Origin of the sequence: Paracoccus actinidiae, from assembly GCF_030863885.1 — a bacterium.
In the GTDB taxonomy this organism is placed as follows: Bacteria; Pseudomonadota; Alphaproteobacteria; order Rhodobacterales; family Rhodobacteraceae; genus Paracoccus; species Paracoccus everestensis.
This window is the reverse complement of sequence record NZ_CP132956.1, coordinates 3,912,643-3,928,449: the sequence shown is the minus strand read 5'-3', so window position 1 is coordinate 3,928,449 and position 15,807 is coordinate 3,912,643. Positions and strand designations below refer to the sequence as shown.

Annotated in this window: 15 protein-coding genes and 2 pseudogenes; 4 read left to right on the top strand and 13 right to left on the bottom strand. The window is 63.8% G+C overall.

Annotated elements, in window-relative coordinates; translation table 11 throughout:
- Positions 1 to 20: 20 nt before the first annotated feature.
- From pheS to pyk, 5 genes are all read right to left on the bottom strand, one after another.
- The gene (gene pheS, locus Q5701_RS19475) at positions 21 to 1,103 is read right to left on the bottom strand and encodes a phenylalanine--tRNA ligase subunit alpha (RefSeq protein WP_306752611.1); all 1,083 of its coding nucleotides are present in this window, start codon (positions 1,101 to 1,103) and stop codon (positions 21 to 23) included.
- 254 nt (positions 1,104 to 1,357) lie between these two features.
- Entirely contained in the window at positions 1,358 to 1,717 is a 360-nt protein-coding gene (gene rplT, locus Q5701_RS19470; protein ID WP_234855701.1) for a 50S ribosomal protein L20, read from the bottom strand.
- A gap of 17 nt (positions 1,718 to 1,734) precedes the next feature.
- Positions 1,735 to 1,935: a 50S ribosomal protein L35 gene (rpmI, locus tag Q5701_RS19465; protein ID WP_234855700.1), complete on the bottom strand. Its 201-nt coding sequence runs from the start codon at positions 1,933 to 1,935 to the stop codon at positions 1,735 to 1,737.
- 109 nt (positions 1,936 to 2,044) lie between these two features.
- Positions 2,045 to 2,272, bottom strand: a complete 228-nt coding sequence (locus tag Q5701_RS19460; RefSeq protein WP_306752610.1) for a hypothetical protein — start codon at positions 2,270 to 2,272, stop codon at positions 2,045 to 2,047.
- Positions 2,273 to 2,307: 35 nt separating this feature from the next.
- Positions 2,308 to 3,753: a pyruvate kinase gene (pyk, locus tag Q5701_RS19455; protein ID WP_306752609.1), complete on the bottom strand. Its 1,446-nt coding sequence runs from the start codon at positions 3,751 to 3,753 to the stop codon at positions 2,308 to 2,310.
- A gap of 114 nt (positions 3,754 to 3,867) precedes the next feature.
- Here pyk and Q5701_RS19450 point away from each other — a divergent pair, with 114 nt between their 5' ends.
- Both Q5701_RS19450 and Q5701_RS19445 read left to right on the top strand, forming a co-directional pair.
- A complete protein-coding gene (locus Q5701_RS19450; RefSeq protein ID WP_306752608.1) occupies positions 3,868 to 4,602 on the top strand; it encodes an N-formylglutamate amidohydrolase in 735 nt (244 codons plus the stop codon).
- A 573-nt stretch (positions 4,603 to 5,175) separates the two neighbouring features.
- Positions 5,176 to 5,514 (top strand): hypothetical protein, encoded by a 339-nt coding sequence (locus Q5701_RS19445; RefSeq protein ID WP_306752607.1) that lies wholly within the window; start codon positions 5,176 to 5,178, stop codon positions 5,512 to 5,514.
- Between the two features lie 22 nt (positions 5,515 to 5,536).
- Here the strand turns inward: Q5701_RS19445 and Q5701_RS19440 are convergent, their stop codons facing one another.
- Complete coding sequence (locus tag Q5701_RS19440; RefSeq protein ID WP_306752606.1) at positions 5,537 to 6,067, bottom strand: hypothetical protein; 531 nt, start codon at positions 6,065 to 6,067, stop codon at positions 5,537 to 5,539.
- Here Q5701_RS19440 and Q5701_RS19435 point away from each other — a divergent pair.
- Positions 6,066 to 6,308: pseudogene (locus Q5701_RS19435) on the top strand (transposase); the annotation flags it as partial. The gene Q5701_RS19440 and the pseudogene Q5701_RS19435 sit on opposite strands and share 2 nt — an antisense overlap.
- A gap of 45 nt (positions 6,309 to 6,353) precedes the next feature.
- On the opposite strand, the pseudogene Q5701_RS19430 reads toward Q5701_RS19435, so the two are convergent.
- The 7 genes and pseudogenes from Q5701_RS19430 to Q5701_RS19400 all read right to left on the bottom strand — a co-directional run.
- A pseudogene (locus Q5701_RS19430) lies at positions 6,354 to 6,488 on the bottom strand (IS110-like element ISMex17 family transposase); the annotation flags it as partial.
- A 149-nt stretch (positions 6,489 to 6,637) separates the two neighbouring features.
- On the bottom strand, positions 6,638 to 7,939 hold the full coding sequence (glyA, locus tag Q5701_RS19425) for a serine hydroxymethyltransferase (protein WP_306752605.1): 1,302 nt from the start codon (positions 7,937 to 7,939) through the stop codon (positions 6,638 to 6,640).
- Between the two features lie 18 nt (positions 7,940 to 7,957).
- Positions 7,958 to 10,621: a phosphoenolpyruvate carboxylase gene (locus Q5701_RS19420; protein ID WP_306752604.1), complete on the bottom strand. Its 2,664-nt coding sequence runs from the start codon at positions 10,619 to 10,621 to the stop codon at positions 7,958 to 7,960.
- Positions 10,621 to 11,592 (bottom strand): 2-hydroxyacid dehydrogenase, encoded by a 972-nt coding sequence (locus Q5701_RS19415; RefSeq protein ID WP_306752603.1) that lies wholly within the window; start codon positions 11,590 to 11,592, stop codon positions 10,621 to 10,623. The genes Q5701_RS19420 and Q5701_RS19415 overlap by 1 nt, the downstream gene beginning before the upstream one ends.
- Positions 11,593 to 11,605: 13 nt before the next feature.
- A complete protein-coding gene (gene sucD / locus Q5701_RS19410; protein ID WP_306752602.1) occupies positions 11,606 to 12,487 on the bottom strand; it encodes a succinate--CoA ligase subunit alpha in 882 nt (293 codons plus the stop codon).
- On the bottom strand, positions 12,487 to 13,683 hold the full coding sequence (locus Q5701_RS19405) for a malate--CoA ligase subunit beta (protein WP_306752601.1): 1,197 nt from the start codon (positions 13,681 to 13,683) through the stop codon (positions 12,487 to 12,489). Before Q5701_RS19405 ends, sucD begins: the two co-directional genes overlap by 1 nt.
- Before the next feature lie 24 nt (positions 13,684 to 13,707).
- Positions 13,708 to 14,955 (bottom strand): pyridoxal-phosphate-dependent aminotransferase family protein, encoded by a 1,248-nt coding sequence (locus Q5701_RS19400; RefSeq protein ID WP_306752600.1) that lies wholly within the window; start codon positions 14,953 to 14,955, stop codon positions 13,708 to 13,710.
- A 178-nt stretch (positions 14,956 to 15,133) separates the two neighbouring features.
- Here Q5701_RS19400 and Q5701_RS19395 point away from each other — a divergent pair, with 178 nt between their 5' ends.
- Positions 15,134 to 15,763, top strand: coding sequence for a response regulator transcription factor (locus tag Q5701_RS19395; protein ID WP_306752599.1), 630 nt, complete (start codon positions 15,134 to 15,136; stop codon positions 15,761 to 15,763).
- The last annotated feature ends 44 nt before the right edge of the window (positions 15,764 to 15,807 follow it).

Here is a 15,807-nt window from a genome sequence, read left to right as displayed (position 1 = left end):
CCCTCAGGACAGGGCTGACGTTACCGGCTCAGCCCGCCCGCAACACTCGGCACATCCCCGGCCGCAAAGCCGTAATGCCGCAGCCACCGCAGGTCGCTTTCAAAGAACGCGCGCAGGTCGGGGATGCCGTATTTCAGCATCGCGATGCGGTCGATTCCCATGCCGAAGGCAAAGCCCTGCCACTGGACGGGATCGATCCCGCCCGCTTGCAGAACCTTCGGATGGACCATGCCGGACCCGAGGATCTCCAACCAACTGTCGCCCTCGCCAATCTTCAATTGCCCACCCGACCAGTCGCAGCGGATATCGACCTCGGCCGAGGGTTCGGTGAAGGGGAAATGGCTGGCGCGGAACCGCAGTTCGACCTGGCCCACCTCGAAGAAGGCGCGGCAAAACTCCTCGAGCGTCCATTTCAGTTGCGCCATGGAGATGTCGCGGTCGATGGCAAGTCCCTCGACCTGGTGGAACATCGGCGTGTGGGTCTGGTCCATGTCCATACGATAGACGCGGCCGGGGCAGATCACGCGGATCGGCGCGCCCTGGTCCTGCATCGCGCGGATCTGCACGGGGCTGGTATGGGTGCGTAGCACATGGGGCGGGCGGTTGTCGCCCGGCACGCGGTGCATGAAGAAGGTGTCGTGTTCCTGGCGCGCGGGATGTTCAGGCGCGATGTTCAGCGCGTCAAAGTTGTACCAGTCGGATTCAACCTGCGGACCCTCGGCCACGGCAAAGCCCATGTCGGCGAAGATCGCGGTCACTTCCTCGGTCACCTGGCTGATCGGGTGGATCGTTCCCTGCGGCCGGGGGCGGCCCGGCAGCGTCACGTCCAACCATTCGCCTGCCAGCCGGGCCTCCAACGCGGCATTTTCCAGCGACAGCTTGCGGGCACGGAGGGCCGCCTCCAGTTCATCGCGGAGTTCGTTCAGGGCGCGGCCGGTGGTCTGGCGTTCCCCGGGCGTCATGCGGCCCAGTTCGCGCATCTTCAGACTGATCTCGCCCTTCTTGCCAAGGGCGGACAGGCGCACCTCCTCGATGGCCGCCGGGTTTGCGGCGCCGTTGATGCGGTCAAGCCATTGCTGGCGCAGGGGGGTCAGATCGTCCATCGTGATGCCTCGTCCTTGTCGGGCATCGCGTTAGCATTTGTGCGGCCAGGGGGAAAGCCTCCAGCGCAGCACAGGCTCCATCGCCATGCGAAGCCGCGCCCTCATCTTGCCTGACATGACGGGCTTCCGGGCGGAATAGCCGGACCGCGTTTGATGTTTCCGCCGAAGTAACAGGAAGCAAAGATACAGGGCGGTCTAATGAAAAAGGCCGGTGCATGACGCACCGACCCCAAGATCTTCGCCTGCCTGACAGGTCAGGCTGCGGCTTTCGCCTTTTCGACGATCGCGCCGAACGCATCGGGTTCGTTCACGGCCAGATCGGCCAGAACCTTGCGGTCAACCTCGATCCCGGCTTTCGCAAGCAGGTTGATGAAACGCGAATAGGTCATTTCCGCATCGACCAGACGGACGGCGGCATTGATCCGCTGGATCCACAGGGCGCGGAAGTTGCGCTTGCGGTTCTTGCGGTCGCGGGTGGCGTACTGGTTCGCCTTGTCCACAGCCTGCGTGGCGGTGCGGAAGTTGCGCGACCGGGCGCCGTAATAGCCTTTGGCCGCTTCCAGCACCTTCTTGTGGCGGGCGTGCGTAACCTTGCCGGATTTAACTCGTGCCATTGTTCAGTCCTCAGCGATCAGCGGTTATAGGGCATGTATTTCTTGACGATCTTGGCATCGGCGTCCGACAGGACGCTGGTGCCGCGCGCGTCGCGAATGAACTTGATCGTGCGCTTGATCATGCCATGGCGCTTGCCGGCCTGGGCGGATTTCACCTTGCCCGAAGCCGTGAACGAGAACCGCTTCTTGGCGGCCGACTTGGTCTTCATCTTCGGCATTTTCTTCTCCTTGATCGAAGTGAACATGCGCCTCGGCAATGCCATGGTGGCCGGACGCACGGATAGGAAGCGCGCCGTATAAGCGCGCCAGGGGGTTTTGGCAAGGGCTTCAGGGCGTGGTGGTTGCCCCGCCGGTCAGCCGGGCCCAGGCCTGCGGGACCTGTTCCAGGCTGAACGGTTGCGGCGACAGATAGGCCGCGGCGAAGATCGCCACGATCCCCAGGATCAGCAGGATCGCGGCCATACGCGGCGGGCGCGTCTGCAAAAGCTGCACGACCGCGACGATGACGGACAGAAGGCAAAGCGCGATGCCGCCCAGCAGCAGGTAATCGGACATGGACGTCCCCGTAATGATATCGTTCGCCTTGGGGCTTATTCTGGATCGGACGCGAAGATCAAGCGTTCGTCGCAAGGCGCGATGCGGACGATGTTGGTCGTGCCAGGCACGTTGAAGGGCACCCCGGCAATGACGACGACCTGCCGGGATTCGTCGGCAAAGTTGAATTCCCGCGCCGCGCGGGTCGCATTGACCACCGCTTCCTTGAATCGGGTCAGTTGAGGGGTGATCACGCAATGCGTGCCCCAGGTCAGGCACATTCGGCGCAGCACCGATTCGACATGGGTCAGGGCGATGATCGGGACACGCGGCCGTTCGCGGGCAACAAGGCTCGCGGTCTTGCCCGACTGGCTGAAGGCGCAGATGGCGGCGATGTCGGTTGTTTCAGCGATCTCTCGAGCGGCGGTAACGATGGCGTCTGCCACGCTGTGCAGCTTGTTCTGGCGCGATGCCTCGATGATGGCGCGATAGTTGCTATCGGCCTCGACCGAGCGGGCGACGTTGTCCATGGTGCGCACAGCCTCGATGGGATACGAGCCGGCGGCGCTTTCCGCCGACAGCATCACCGCATCGGCGCCTTCGTAGATGGCATTGGCAACATCGCTGACCTCGGCCCGGGTGGGCATCGGGCTGTCGATCATGGATTCCAGCATCTGGGTCGCCACGATCACAGGCTTGGCGGCGGACCGGCATTTGCGGACCAGACGTTTCTGGATCGGTGGGACAGAATGGATCGGCAATTCGACGCCCAGGTCGCCCCGCGCCACCATGATCCCGTCGGATGCGGCCAGGATTTCCTCGAATGCATCGACCGCTGCCGGTTTCTCGATCTTGGACAGGATGGCCGCGCGCCCCTTGGCCAGGGCGCGCGCCTCCTCGACATCGGCGGCGCGTTGGACAAAGGACAAGGCCAGCCAGTCCACGCCAAGTTCGCAGGCAAATTCCAGATCCGCCCGGTCCTTGTCCGACAGCGCGGCCAGTGGCAGCACCACGTCAGGCACGTTCACGCCCTTGCGGTCGCTGATCGTGCCACCAACCGTCACGATGCAATCGGCGAAATCGGGGCCGCAGTCCTCGACACGAAGGCGGATCTTGCCGTCATTGACCAGCAGGCCACTGCCCGGCGTCAAGGCCGCGAAAATCTCGGGATGGGGCAACTGGACGCGTTGGGAATCGCCCAATGCGGCATTCAGGTCAAAGCGGAAACGGTCCCCTTCCTCCAGGTCATGCGCCCCCGCGGTGAACTGGCCCACACGCAGCTTGGGGCCTTGGAGGTCCGCCAGGATGGCGATGGGACGGCCGGTTTCCGCCTCGACCGAACGGATCGCGTCATAGCGGGCGCGGTGATCGTCGTGGCTGCCATGGCTCATGTTCAGGCGGAACACGTCGGCACCCGTGTCGAACAGCGCGCGGATCATCTCGCGGGTCGAGGAAGCCGGACCCAGCGTTGCCACGATCTTCACGTTGCGATGTCGTCTCATTACAGGCCGCCTTTTTCCGTTTGCGCTAACTATGGTCCAGAACGCCTGCGGCTGCAACTGGCGTCCGCTGGCACCATGGCATAGACACCCATCAAGATGAAGGATGACCGACCGATGACAGAACGCGCCTTCTGGATCGAGGGCGAGGACCGCCCGTCCCGCTGGCTGGTCACGTGCGACCATGCCACGAACCGGGTGCCGGCCTGGGTGGGCGGCGGCAATCTGGGAATCGGGGCCGCGGACATGGCCCGCCACATCGCCTATGACCTGGGGGCTGCAGGGCTGGCGTCCCGGCTGGCTGCGTTGCTGGATGCGCCGGCGATCTTTTCCGACTTTTCCCGGTTGGTGATCGACCCCAACCGGGGCGAGGATGACCCTACCCTGCTGATGCGCCTTTACGACGGCACGGTGATCCCGGCGAACAAGCACGCCGATGCGGCGGAACGCAACCGGCGGCTGGAACGGCTGCACCGCCCGTATCACGAGGCGCTTTCCCGGCTGGCGGCGGGCCATCCTGACCGCTGCATTTGCGCGATCCACAGCTTTACGCCGCAACTGCGCGGGCGTCCGATGCGGCCCTGGCAGGTGGGGATCCTTTATTCCTGGCAGGATGTGCGCCTGGGTCCGCCAATGGTCCAGGCCTGCCGTGCGGCTGGCTGGGTCACGGGCGAAAACCAACCGTACGACGGCCATCTGGAGGGGGATTCGATCGACCGCCATGCCTTGCAGAAAGGCCGTCCCAACATACTGATCGAGGTTCGCAACGACCTGATCGCAGATACGGCCGGTCAGGCCGACTGGGCCGCGCGCCTGGCACCGGTGATCACCGCGACGTTAGCGGGGTTGTGAGGACACTAGTTTGTTGAGGCAACCAACTCTTGGCCATTGAGGGAACCGTACGTCATTGTCTTACGGAAAATGCGCGCCCATTTGGCGGTGCTTTTGGCCATTTTGCAGGCAAATAGCGGCCATCGCCTCGATTTCATAAAGCTTGGCGAAGTCCGAGTGAAATCTCCTGTCCTCTAGCCCATAAACGTCTTCGATCCAAATGAAATGGCCGCCTTAAGGGTGGCCATTCGGAATTCCAGAATAACGCTGCTGTGGCTTCAGGATCGGAGCGAAGGTGGCAGGTCTGTGGTGCGGTATATATCCATCCCCGCTTCGCGTCGAGAAATCGCAGGGCGCACAAAGGTGATCTCCATCTGGCAGACAACCTACTTGTGTTCGATCCTCAGGCGAAGGGAGATCAGATGCACGGGCGTCATCCGCTGCATGAAATCCCGAACCTCGTCACGGTCGAAACGGCGGATCCGGTAGCCTGAAGGTTCCTCGAACCGACCGACTTCAGCACCAGATCATCAGGGGCATAGACAAGAGCCCAGCCAGTGTCCACCGGCAGCCACAACGTCTTGAAAGCCGGGAATGCAGACAGTGGACCTGAACGTGATGAGCCCGCGCCTGGATCTCGGCATGGTCCACCAGCACGCCAGCATATCCAGCAACGTCCGCAAGCTGGAAAACTCTATCGAGGTAACCACCCAGGATGAGATGCACTATGACGTAGCAAGGGACTTTCGCCTTCTTCGCGGCCGTCGAGATCAGCACGACGCCGCCCTGCGGGGGATCGATCAAGATTGCATTCTTGCGAAGTGTCGCGAGGAAATTTCTGCATGGGACGCATCAACTGCACGCTGGGTTCGCCCGGGTGCAATGCCAGGTCCATCGCATACCCGCACCAGGATTTGCTCGACAAAAGGTTGATCGGCTTGGGGTCGTGCGGAATTCAAGGCTTTCGGTAACAAGGCAACGTGGATCGAGAGGCAAACACATACTGCAACAGCCCCGCCCGCCTATGCGGCAAACACATAATATTCCCCAAGTTCATCGTCGGCAGGTACCAGACCACGGCTGGCCAGAACATTCCGCAGAGTGCGCGAGTCGAGATTACCTCAGAGACAAGCGAGCGCAGGCTGTGGAGCCGTCGTTTTTTCAAAGCAACGCCCAGGATCTCCTCGTCCGCCGCCACCTCCATGGGGTCAAAGATATGCTCGCGCATAATTTGCTTGATGTCCCCTGGTTCTTTTCGTGCTTTCGTCGAGGAGAGCCATTCGCAAAAGCTGACGAAGGTTTTGGCCTTGCCGCTGAACGCCTCCTGAACGTTGATCAACGCACTGCGGATGCCCGGTTCAGTTGCCGCTGTGCAGGCGTGGCTGACGCGGCCAGCACGGTCCCGCTCTGACGCGTCAAGTGCAGTAAGATTTGCAATTAGCCAAAGAGAGTATCCGATCTTCTGTGTATGAGTGATCCGGTCCATGCTTCAGCGAAAGGCAGCATGCATGACGATCTCCAAGGAACTTCTGGATGAACTGCTGAAGGATGTTGAGCGCCCTGAGGATCTGCTCGGTGATGCCGGGTTGATGAGGGAGCTGAAGATCCGGCTGATGGAGCAGATGCTGGGCGCGGAGCTGACCGCGCATCTGGGCTATGAGGAAGGCAAGGAAGCACCGCCCGGCCAGGCGAACCGGCGCAACGGCTCGTCGACAAAGGTTCTGAAGGACCAGGACGGCGAACTGCCGGTGGCTGTGCCCTGTGACCGCGACAGCAGCTTCAAGCCGGGCCAGCGTCGCTGCGTCAACCTTGTCAGTCTTCACATGGGCATGGGCGATAGCCTTGACCTGAAGCGGATTGGCGATCACCACCCGCTTTACATGCGGCGACAAAACCCGGGATACCGCCATGGGGCCGTAGCGCAGGATGGCGTCATCGCCCAGGCCCAGCCGGGCGGCAATGTCGGCAATGGGCCGCTTGCGCGCGGCGCGGGCAATCTCAATGTCGGTCGGCATCGGACAGGGATGAAGGGGCGGGTGAGACCTGGCGACATGGTTCATGCTTGCATTCCCTGATACAGCGGAAACAGCGCGCAAAGCGCCTTGACCTCGGCGGCGACGCGCGCCTCGGCCTCGGTATTGTCTTCGGGACCGCTTGCGGCCAGACCATCGACGATCTGCACGATCCAGCGGCCGATCTGGCGGAACTCCTCCTCGCCAAAGCCCCGTGTCGTTCCGGCGGGCGACCCGAGCCTTATGCCCGACGTAACGGTCGGCTTTTCGGGATCGAAGGGGATGCCGTTCTTGTTGCAGGTGATATGGGCGCGGCCAAGCGCGGTTTCGGTTTCATTGCCCTTCACGCCCTTGGGGCGCAGATCGACCAGCATCAGATGGGTGTCCGTGCCGCCGGTCACGATATCCAGACCGCCCTTCATCAATTCGTCCGCCAGGGCTTGGGCATTGGCGACGACCTGTTTCGAATAGTCCGTGAACGAAGGATCCAGCGCCTCTCCGAAGGCCACGGCCTTTGCGGCGATGACATGCATCAGCGGCCCGCCTTGCAGGCCGGGGAAGATGGCGGAATTCACCTTCTTGGCGATGTCCGCATCGTTTGTCAGGATCATCCCGCCACGCGGCCCGCGCAGGGTCTTGTGGGTCGTGGTCGTCGCCACATGCGCATGAGGGAAGGGCGAGGGATAAAGTCCGGCCGCCACCAGTCCCGCGAAATGCGCCATGTCCACGATCAGCCATGCGCCCACCTGGTCGGCGATCTGACGCAGCCGGGCAAAGTCGATGATGCGCGGGATGGCCGAGCCGCCGGCGATGATCGCCTTGGGCCGGTGTTCCTGTGCCAGCGTCTCGACCTGATCGTAATCCAGCTGGCTGTCCTGCTGGCGGACCCCGTACTGGACGGCGTTGAACCATTTGCCCGACTGGTTCGGCCTGGCGCCGTGGGTCAGGTGCCCGCCCGCATCAAGGCTCATGCCCAGGATGGTGTCGCCCGGCTGCAGCAGGGCCAGGAACACGCCCTGGTTGGCCTGGCTGCCGCTGTTCGGCTGGACATTGGCGAAATCGCAGCCGAACAGCGCCTTGGCCCGTTCGATGGCCAGTTCCTCGGCAATGTCCACGAACTGGCAGCCGCCATAGTAGCGCTTGCCCGGATAGCCTTCGGCATATTTGTTCGTCAGCACCGAGCCCTGCGCCTCGAGCACCGCGCGCGACACGATGTTCTCTGACGCGATCAGTTCGATCTCGTCTCGCTGACGGCCAAGCTCCTTGCGGATGGCGGCGAAGATCTGGGGGTCGCGATGGGCCAGGTCTTCGTCGAAAAAGCCCGCTCTGGATGGGTGTTGGTTCATGTCTCTCTCCCTTGTCGGCTATCCGGTCCAGCCAAGCGCGGTCGAGATGCAGTTCATCGTCTGCATCAGCGCGATGGCGTTCCTTGCGTTCGGTTGCTGGCGGTTTTCGTGCAAGAGCCTGATCTGCAGGTCGTGGACCCTGGTCAGATCGGCCCGCACGCGCCCGAAGCGGGCCGCCATGTTGGTGAACCGGGCGCTCAGGTCGGGCGTCGCGGTCAGGAACAGGACGGCTGCACGGCTGCGGTCGTATTCCTGCGCGATCCGGCCCAGGATGTCGTCCCTTGCACCGGCGTCCGATACCAGGGCCGCATATCTGGCCGCGATCCCCATGTCGGCGTGAAACAGCGATTTCTCGATCTCGTCCACGATCAGGCGGAAGATGTGCGATTCCTTGAGCATCCGGCGCAGCAGTGCATCGCCGTCGTCCTGCCGAAAGCGCCGGAAGGTGTCTATGGCCGAACCGAAGCCATACCAGCCGCTGATCAGGTGGCGGTTCTGCGACCAGGCAAAGACCCAAGGGATCGCGCGCAGATCGTCCAGGCTGCTGGCACCGAACCGTCGGGTAGGGCGCGATCCCATCTTGAGAAGGGCCAGTTCCTCGACCGGGCTTGCCTGCGTGAAATAGGTGATGAAGCCGGGCCGGTGCAGCAAGTCGCGATAGGCGGTAAAGGACAGGTCGGCCAGGGCTTCCAGCGTGTCGCGGAATTCGGGCCGGACCGGCTCGGCGGGGGACTTGAGCGACTGCCCCATCACCGACGAGGCCAGCAGTTCCAACTGGTATTCCGCAGTGCCCCGGTTGGCGAACTTCGAAGACACGACCTCACCCTGTTCTGTGGTGCGCAGACGGCTGCCGATCGTGCCGCGCGGCTGGGCCGCGATCGCGCGTTCGGTCGGCGCGCCGCCGCGGCTGACGGATCCGCCCCGCCCATGGAAAAAGGTCGGGGCCAGCTTGTGGCGGGCCAGGGCGCGGGTGATGCTGCGCTGCGCCTTTTCCAGTTCCCAGGCCGAGCAGACGAAGCCGCCGTCCTTGTTGCTGTCCGAATAGCCCAGCATGATCTCGACCAGGCCGTCATCGCAAAGGCTGCGGCGGGCCAGGGGAACGCCCAGCAGTTCGTCCAGGATCTGGGGGGCGGCGCGAAGATCCGCGATGGTCTCGAACAGGGGAACGACGCGCAGATCCAGCCGTTCCGACCCGAACCCGGCATGGCGCGCCAGCAGGAACACCCCCAGCAGGTCGTCGCAGGACCGCGTCATCGACAGGATGAAGGGACCGATTGCCAGGGGGTCGGGTCCAAAGCGCGTCCGGTGCATCAAGCGCAGCAGTTCCAGCAACTCGGCCGCTTCGCTGCCCAGTGCGTCACCGTCCAGTTCCGGCAGATCCTTCTGGCCCAGCTCGGCCCGCAGCCGGCGCGACCAGTCGGCGCTGCCATAGACTGGCACGGGGCCGCCGGCACATGACCAGATCTGGGACAGCGCCCGCGTTGTGATCGAGGAATTTTGCCGCACGTCCAGCGTAACCGTCCGAAAGCCGAATATCTCGGCCTGCAGGCGCAGGGGGCGGACAAGCGAATGTGCCAGCCGTTCGGCACCGATGCTGGCCAGCGCGGTTTCAACCTTGCGAAGTTCAGCGATGAAATCGCGCACATGAGCATAGGCCGCGCCGCCCTTGCCTTCGGCGGTTGCCGCGATCCGATGCTGGATCGCGCTTGTCGCCTGGCGGAAATGTTCGCCAGGATTGCGCTGCCGCGCCTGTTCCGGCAGTGGCGCGGCGTCGATGACCGATTGCAGCAGATCACGCGCATCCTGCGGCAGGGCCGCGATTTCGCTGCTGATGCTCAGTTGCCGGACGGCGCGTGTCAGGCCCTGGTCATAGCGTTCCAGGATCGCTTTCCGGCTTGCCGCCAGTGCGACGCGCGTGGTGTCGGCCGTGACATGGGGATTGCCGTCGCGGTCGCCGCCGATCCAGGAATGAAACCGCAGCAGCGGCGCCACGCCTTCATCCGTGCTGATATGCGGGGCAATCGTGTCACGAAACCGTCCGAGGACGTTGGGCGCGGCATCGAACAGGCTGTCGCGAAAGAACTGCAGGCCCCATTCGATTTCCTCAAGGGGCGTGGGACGCTGGCGGCGCAACTCTCCGGTCAGCCACAGCAGGTCGATCTCGGCCTCCAGGTCGGCCAGCAGGTCGGCGCGTTCGCGCGGTGTCCAGCGGTCGGTTTCCAGGTTCACCAGGGCGCGATAGATGCGGCGGTGGATTTCCAGAACGGTGACGCGCTTGGCCTCGGTCGGATGGGCGGTCAGCGTCGGCCCGACGCACAGCCGCCGGGCCACGCGGCCAAGATCGTCTGCGCCACAGTCAGAGGCAGCGGCAAGCACGCGCGCGAAGCTGCCTTCGACCGCCGCGGGACCGGTGTTCGTCTCGACCAAACGCCGGGCGCGCGTGGCTGCGTTTTCATCGATGATGCGCAGAAGCTGGAACCAGATGTCCAAGCCTTGCAGATAGGCCCCGATATCGGCGCCCACCGGCAGATCATCGCTGGCGCTGAGAAGCAGGGGCAGGACTTGCGGCGCCCGGCGGGCTATGACGTTCTGCCACAGCCCGCACAATTCGTCGCGCAACCGGCCGGCATATCCGGTGTCCGCGCCTGCAGGATAGGACCGCCCAACAAATGCCGCGTGCATCAGTTCACCCGGTCACGAGGTTCACGCCCGGAAAAGAAGTCCTGCAGGTTGTCGATGACCCGAAAGCCCATCGCCTCGCGCGCCTCGCGCGTGGCGCTGCCCAGATGGGGCAGCATCACCAGCCGGTCCGATTCCAGCAGTTGCGGATTGATGACGGGTTCGCCGTCAAAGACATCCAGCGCCGCCCCGCCGATGGTGTCGAACCACAGCGCCTGCATCAGGGCCGCCTCGTCGATGACCTCGCCGCGCGCCGTGTTGATCAGGAAGGCGTCGGGCCGCATCCGGGCCAGACGGGCCGCGTTGATCAGGTGGCGGTTCTCGGCGCCGCCAGGGCAATGCAGCGAAACGAAGTCGCATTCCGGCAGCATCTCGTCCAGGCTCGCCACCTGGGTTGCCTGGCACTGGGCCAGCACCTCGGGCGCCACGGGGCTGCGGTTAAAGGCCAGGATCTTCATGCCAAAGCCGTGATGCGCCCGGCGGGCCATTTCCTGCCCGATGCGGCCGTAGCCCACGATCCCCAGCGTCTTGCCGGAAACCTTGGTGCCGACCAAATGCGTGGGCCGCCAGCCGGTCCACTGGCCCGCGCGCAATTCGCGTTCGCCCTCGCCTGCCCGGCGTGCCACCATGAGCATCAGGGTCATCGCCAGATCCGCCGTGCATTCGCTCAGCACGTCGGGGGTGTTGGTGACGACGATGCCGTGCTGGTTCACGTGGTTCAGGTCGATGTGGCTGTAGCCCACGCCATAGTTCGCCAAGATGCGTGTCTGGGGCTTGTGGCATTCCAGCGCCGGGGCGCCGATCTTGTCGGTCACCGTGGGCAGGATCGCGTCATATTCCCGGATTGCGGCCCGGAACTGGTCGGGCGTCAGGGGCTTGTCGCCCAGGTTCAACTGGGCGTCAAAGATTTCCGACAGGCGCGCCTCGACCGCCTGGGGCCAGCGCCGGGTGACAAGGACTCGGGGTTTTGCCATGGCTGCGCCCCCCTTACTGCATGACGCGGGCGATGGTCGCCCCGATGACGGCCGGGTTCTCGGCCATGGCCACGCCCGCAGCCGCCAGGATCTCGACCTTTTCGGACGCGCTTTCGCCAAAGGCCGAGATGATCGCGCCCGCATGGCCCATGGTCCGGCCCTTGGGCGCGGTCAGCCCGGCGACATAGGCCACGACCGGCTTGGTGACATGGTCGCGGATGTATTCGGCCGCCTCGGCTTCCTGCGGGCCGCCGATCTCTCCGATCAGGCAGATGGCGTGGGTGTCGTCGTCATTCTGGAAATGCTCCAGAACATCGCGGAAGGACGAGCCGTTGATCGGATCGCCGCCGATGCCCACGCTGGTCGAGACGCCAAGGCCCAGTTCCTTCAGTTGGGCCGCCGCCTCGTAACCCAGCGTGCCCGAGCGGCCGACGATGCCCACATGGCCGGGCAGGTAGATATGGCCCGGCATGATGCCCAGCATGGCCTTGCCCGGGCTGATCGTGCCCGCGCAGTTGGGGCCGGTCAGGATCATGCGCCGTTCCTTGGGATAGCGGTACATATAGCGTTTGACGCGGATCATGTCCTGCGCCGGGATCCCGTCGGTGATGCAGACGCAATAGCGGATGCCCGCATCCGCCGCCTCCATGATGCTGTCGGCGGCGGCGGGTGGCGGCACGAAGACAAGCGTCGCATCCGCGCCGGTTTCGGCCACCGCTTCCTTCATGGTGTTGAAGACCGGCACGCCCTCGACCGTCTCGCCGCCCTTGCCGGGCACCACGCCGCCCACGACGTTGGTGCCGTATTCCAGCATCTCTTTGGTATGGAAGCGGGCCATCTTGCCGGTGATGCCCTGAACAAGAACACGGGTGTCGCGGTCCAGAAAAATGCTCATCACACGACCTTCAGGTTGGGGTTGCGGTTGGTATCGGAACGCCATGCCATCACGGCGCGCTCGGCGGCTTCCATCAGGGTGGTGGCGCGGATCAGGGGCAGGCCGCTTTGCGCCAGGATCTTCTGGCCTTCCGTGACGTTGGTGCCCGCCAGGCGCACGACGACGGGAACGTCCACCGGCTCGTCGCGCAGCGCACGCACGACCCCTTCGGCCACCCAGTCGCAGCGGTTGATGCCCGCGAAGATGTTGACCAGGATCGCCTGCACCTTCTTGTCCGACATCACCAGGCGAAAGGCCTTTGCCACCCGCTCGGGTGTGGCGCCGCCCCCGATGTCGAGGAAGTTCGCAGGCTCTCCGCCGGCCAGCTTGATCGTGTCCATCGTGGCCATCGCAAGGCCCGCGCCATTGACGATGCAGCCGATGTTGCCGTCCAACCCGACATAGGACAGGCCCCGGTCGGCGGCGCGGGATTCGCGCGGGTCTTCCTGGGACTTGTCGCGCAGCTCCATGATCTGCGGATGGCGGAACAGGGCGTTGTTGTCGAAGGTCATCTTGGCATCCAGCGCCAGGATGCGGTCGTCGCTGGTGATGACCAGCGGGTTCACCTCGACCATGGTGGCGTCGAGGTCGCGGAAGGCGCGATAGCAGCCCAGCAGCGTGCGGACCATCTGCTGCACCAGGGCGGGCTTGATATCCAGCGCGAAGGCGATCTCGCGGCACTGGAATTCCTGCAGCCCCACGGCGGGCTCGACCGTGGCGCGCACGATGCTCTCGGGCCGCTGGGCCGAGATGTCCTCGATCTCCATGCCGCCCTCGCCGCTGGCGACGATCATCACGCGCTGACTTGCGCGATCAAGCACGAAGCCCAGATAGATCTCGCGGGCAATGGGCACGGCGGCCTCGACATAGACCCGGTAGATGCCCTTGCCCTCGGGGCCGGTCTGATGGGTGACGAGCTTCTGGCCGAACATCCCCTCGGTCACCGACTGGATTTCGCTGTCGCTGCTGCAAACCTTGACGCCGCCCGCCTTGCCGCGTCCGCCGGCATGGACCTGCGCCTTGACCACCCAGCGGTCGCCGCCCATCTCTCGTGCGCGATACGCGGCCTGTTCGGGGCTGTAGGCGAGGGCACCTTGCGGGATGCCGACGCCGAAATTGCTGAGTATGTCCTTGGCCTGGTATTCGTGAATATCCATCTTTGCCTCCTCCCCGAGGCACCGTTATTCTGCGGCGACCAGTGTTTGATAATGCTGTCCCAGGCGGTCGTTGATCCGCCCCATGTCGATCCCGGCACCCATCTTGTTCAGGGCAGAGGCAAAGCGCGTCACGATATCGGTGATCGCGGTCTGGTTCAGAAGGTTCAGGATGCCGATGCGGACCTGCACCGGCTCGGACAGGGTCGGCCAGATGCCGAAGCCTGACGCGCGGCAGGCCTGGACCAGTTCCATCTCGCGCCCTGCCAACGTCTCGGGCAGGTTCAGCACCACCAGAGAGGTCATGTTCGACGTGACCTTGCACCCCATCGCCGTCACCGCGTCGCGCAAGGCCGCCTCGTGGAAGGCATAGGCCTTGGCGCGACCGGCGACCGTCTGCTGCAGCGTGATCCGCAGCGCTTCGTGGAAGGCTGCGACCGCATAGGCGCTGTGGGTGCGGTGATAGATGCCCTTTTCCACGTCCTTGCCTTCGACGATCCCCCAGTGCCGCGCCTCGAGGATGGGATGATGCACGAAGGTCCGGCACCCGGTCTGGCGCAGGTTGGCGATATAGCGATCGGTAAAGGACACGGGCGCATAGGTCAGCGGCAGGCAGCAGATGCCCTTTTGCGGACAGGACGCCCAGCCATGGACGCCGGCATAATCGTCGATGCGGAAATCCTCGACGCCCAGCGACGATACCGCATCCACCAGGCCCATCGCGTCATGGCGCACGCAGGCGTCGGAAAAGCCCCGCAGGTCGTTGATCCGGCCCGAACCGGTTTCCCAATGCGCCATCGCGGCCCATTTCGGCTTGTGTTCCGCCAGGGCGGCCTCGACCACGTCGGTGGTAACGGATTGGCCATGCGGCACAGTCACGATCTTGACCGAGGCGGGTTGCGGGTCCATCGGGCTTGCGGCCAATTCCTCGGCGGTGGCTGCCTTCATCCGCAGCGTCATCCCGTCGATCCCCGAGAATGTGCCGTTGACGAAGACCACCACCCGGTCGCCCGGCATGACGGCACTGAACAGGCAGTCGAGCCCGCTCCACCCTGTTCCGGCGACGCCGAAGGTATGGATGTTCCGGGTTCCCATCACCTCGCGCAGCATCAGCTTGCATTCGATCATGCCGCGCAGGACATCGGCCTGCATATGGTCCGCCATGCCTGCGCTGGCAAAGCGGTTGAGAACACGCGCGTCGGTGTTTCCCGGTCCAGGCCCCGCCGCAATGGTGTTTGGAATTTCCAGCTGAGGGAAGATGGCCGCTTCGGTCATGGTGTTTCCTCACGATCAGGTTTCTTGATGCTCAGGAAAGCGATTGTGGACAGAGGCCACAACGTAACTATATGCTGCTTTCGGGTATCTAAATGGGTGGGAAATTACCCACCCAATCGGTTTTACCAGATGATTTGTGGGTTGGCTTTGGACCTAAGTCGTACGAAAGGAAACAGCATTGCGAACGGTGGAAGCCGCCGAAAAGGCCATCACGATCATCCTTGCCGACAGCAATCCCCTGATTCTGTCCGCCTTGTCCGAAGTGTTCGAGCGGGATGAACGATTCTCGCTGCTGGCGACAACCGCCACCGCCGAAGGATTTCTGGCCATCGTGGCCCGGATTCCGGCGCAGGTGGGAATCGTCGAGTGGGCCTTGCCCGCGATGGGCGGCGCACGTCTAATGGAGACCTTGCGCGAGGAAGCGACAGGCCCCCGTATCGTTGTCTATGGCGAACAGACCCGCGAAGCGCATCTGGGCGCCATAGGAGCAGGGGCTGCGGGTTTCGTGCCGCGCAGCGGCGCAGTCGAGACGTTGTTGGAAACCTGCACTGCTGTCGCCCGCGGCAAGATGGTCTTTCCCTATATCGACGTGCGCGACCTGCAGAACAACCTGCTGCAAAGCCTGTCGCGCCGGGAAACGGATATGCTCGAGGCGCTGTCGAGGGGCCTGACGAACCGGGAACTGTCGGCCGATCTGGGCATTTCGGCCAATACAGTCAAATTCCACCTGTCGAACCTGTACGACAAGCTGTCGGTCAAGAACCGCGCCCAGGCGATAGCCTACTACTACTCAAGTCGGAAAGGCTGATTTCTCTATTAAGATCAGAGTCCTATGAACAGTGCGCAACTTTT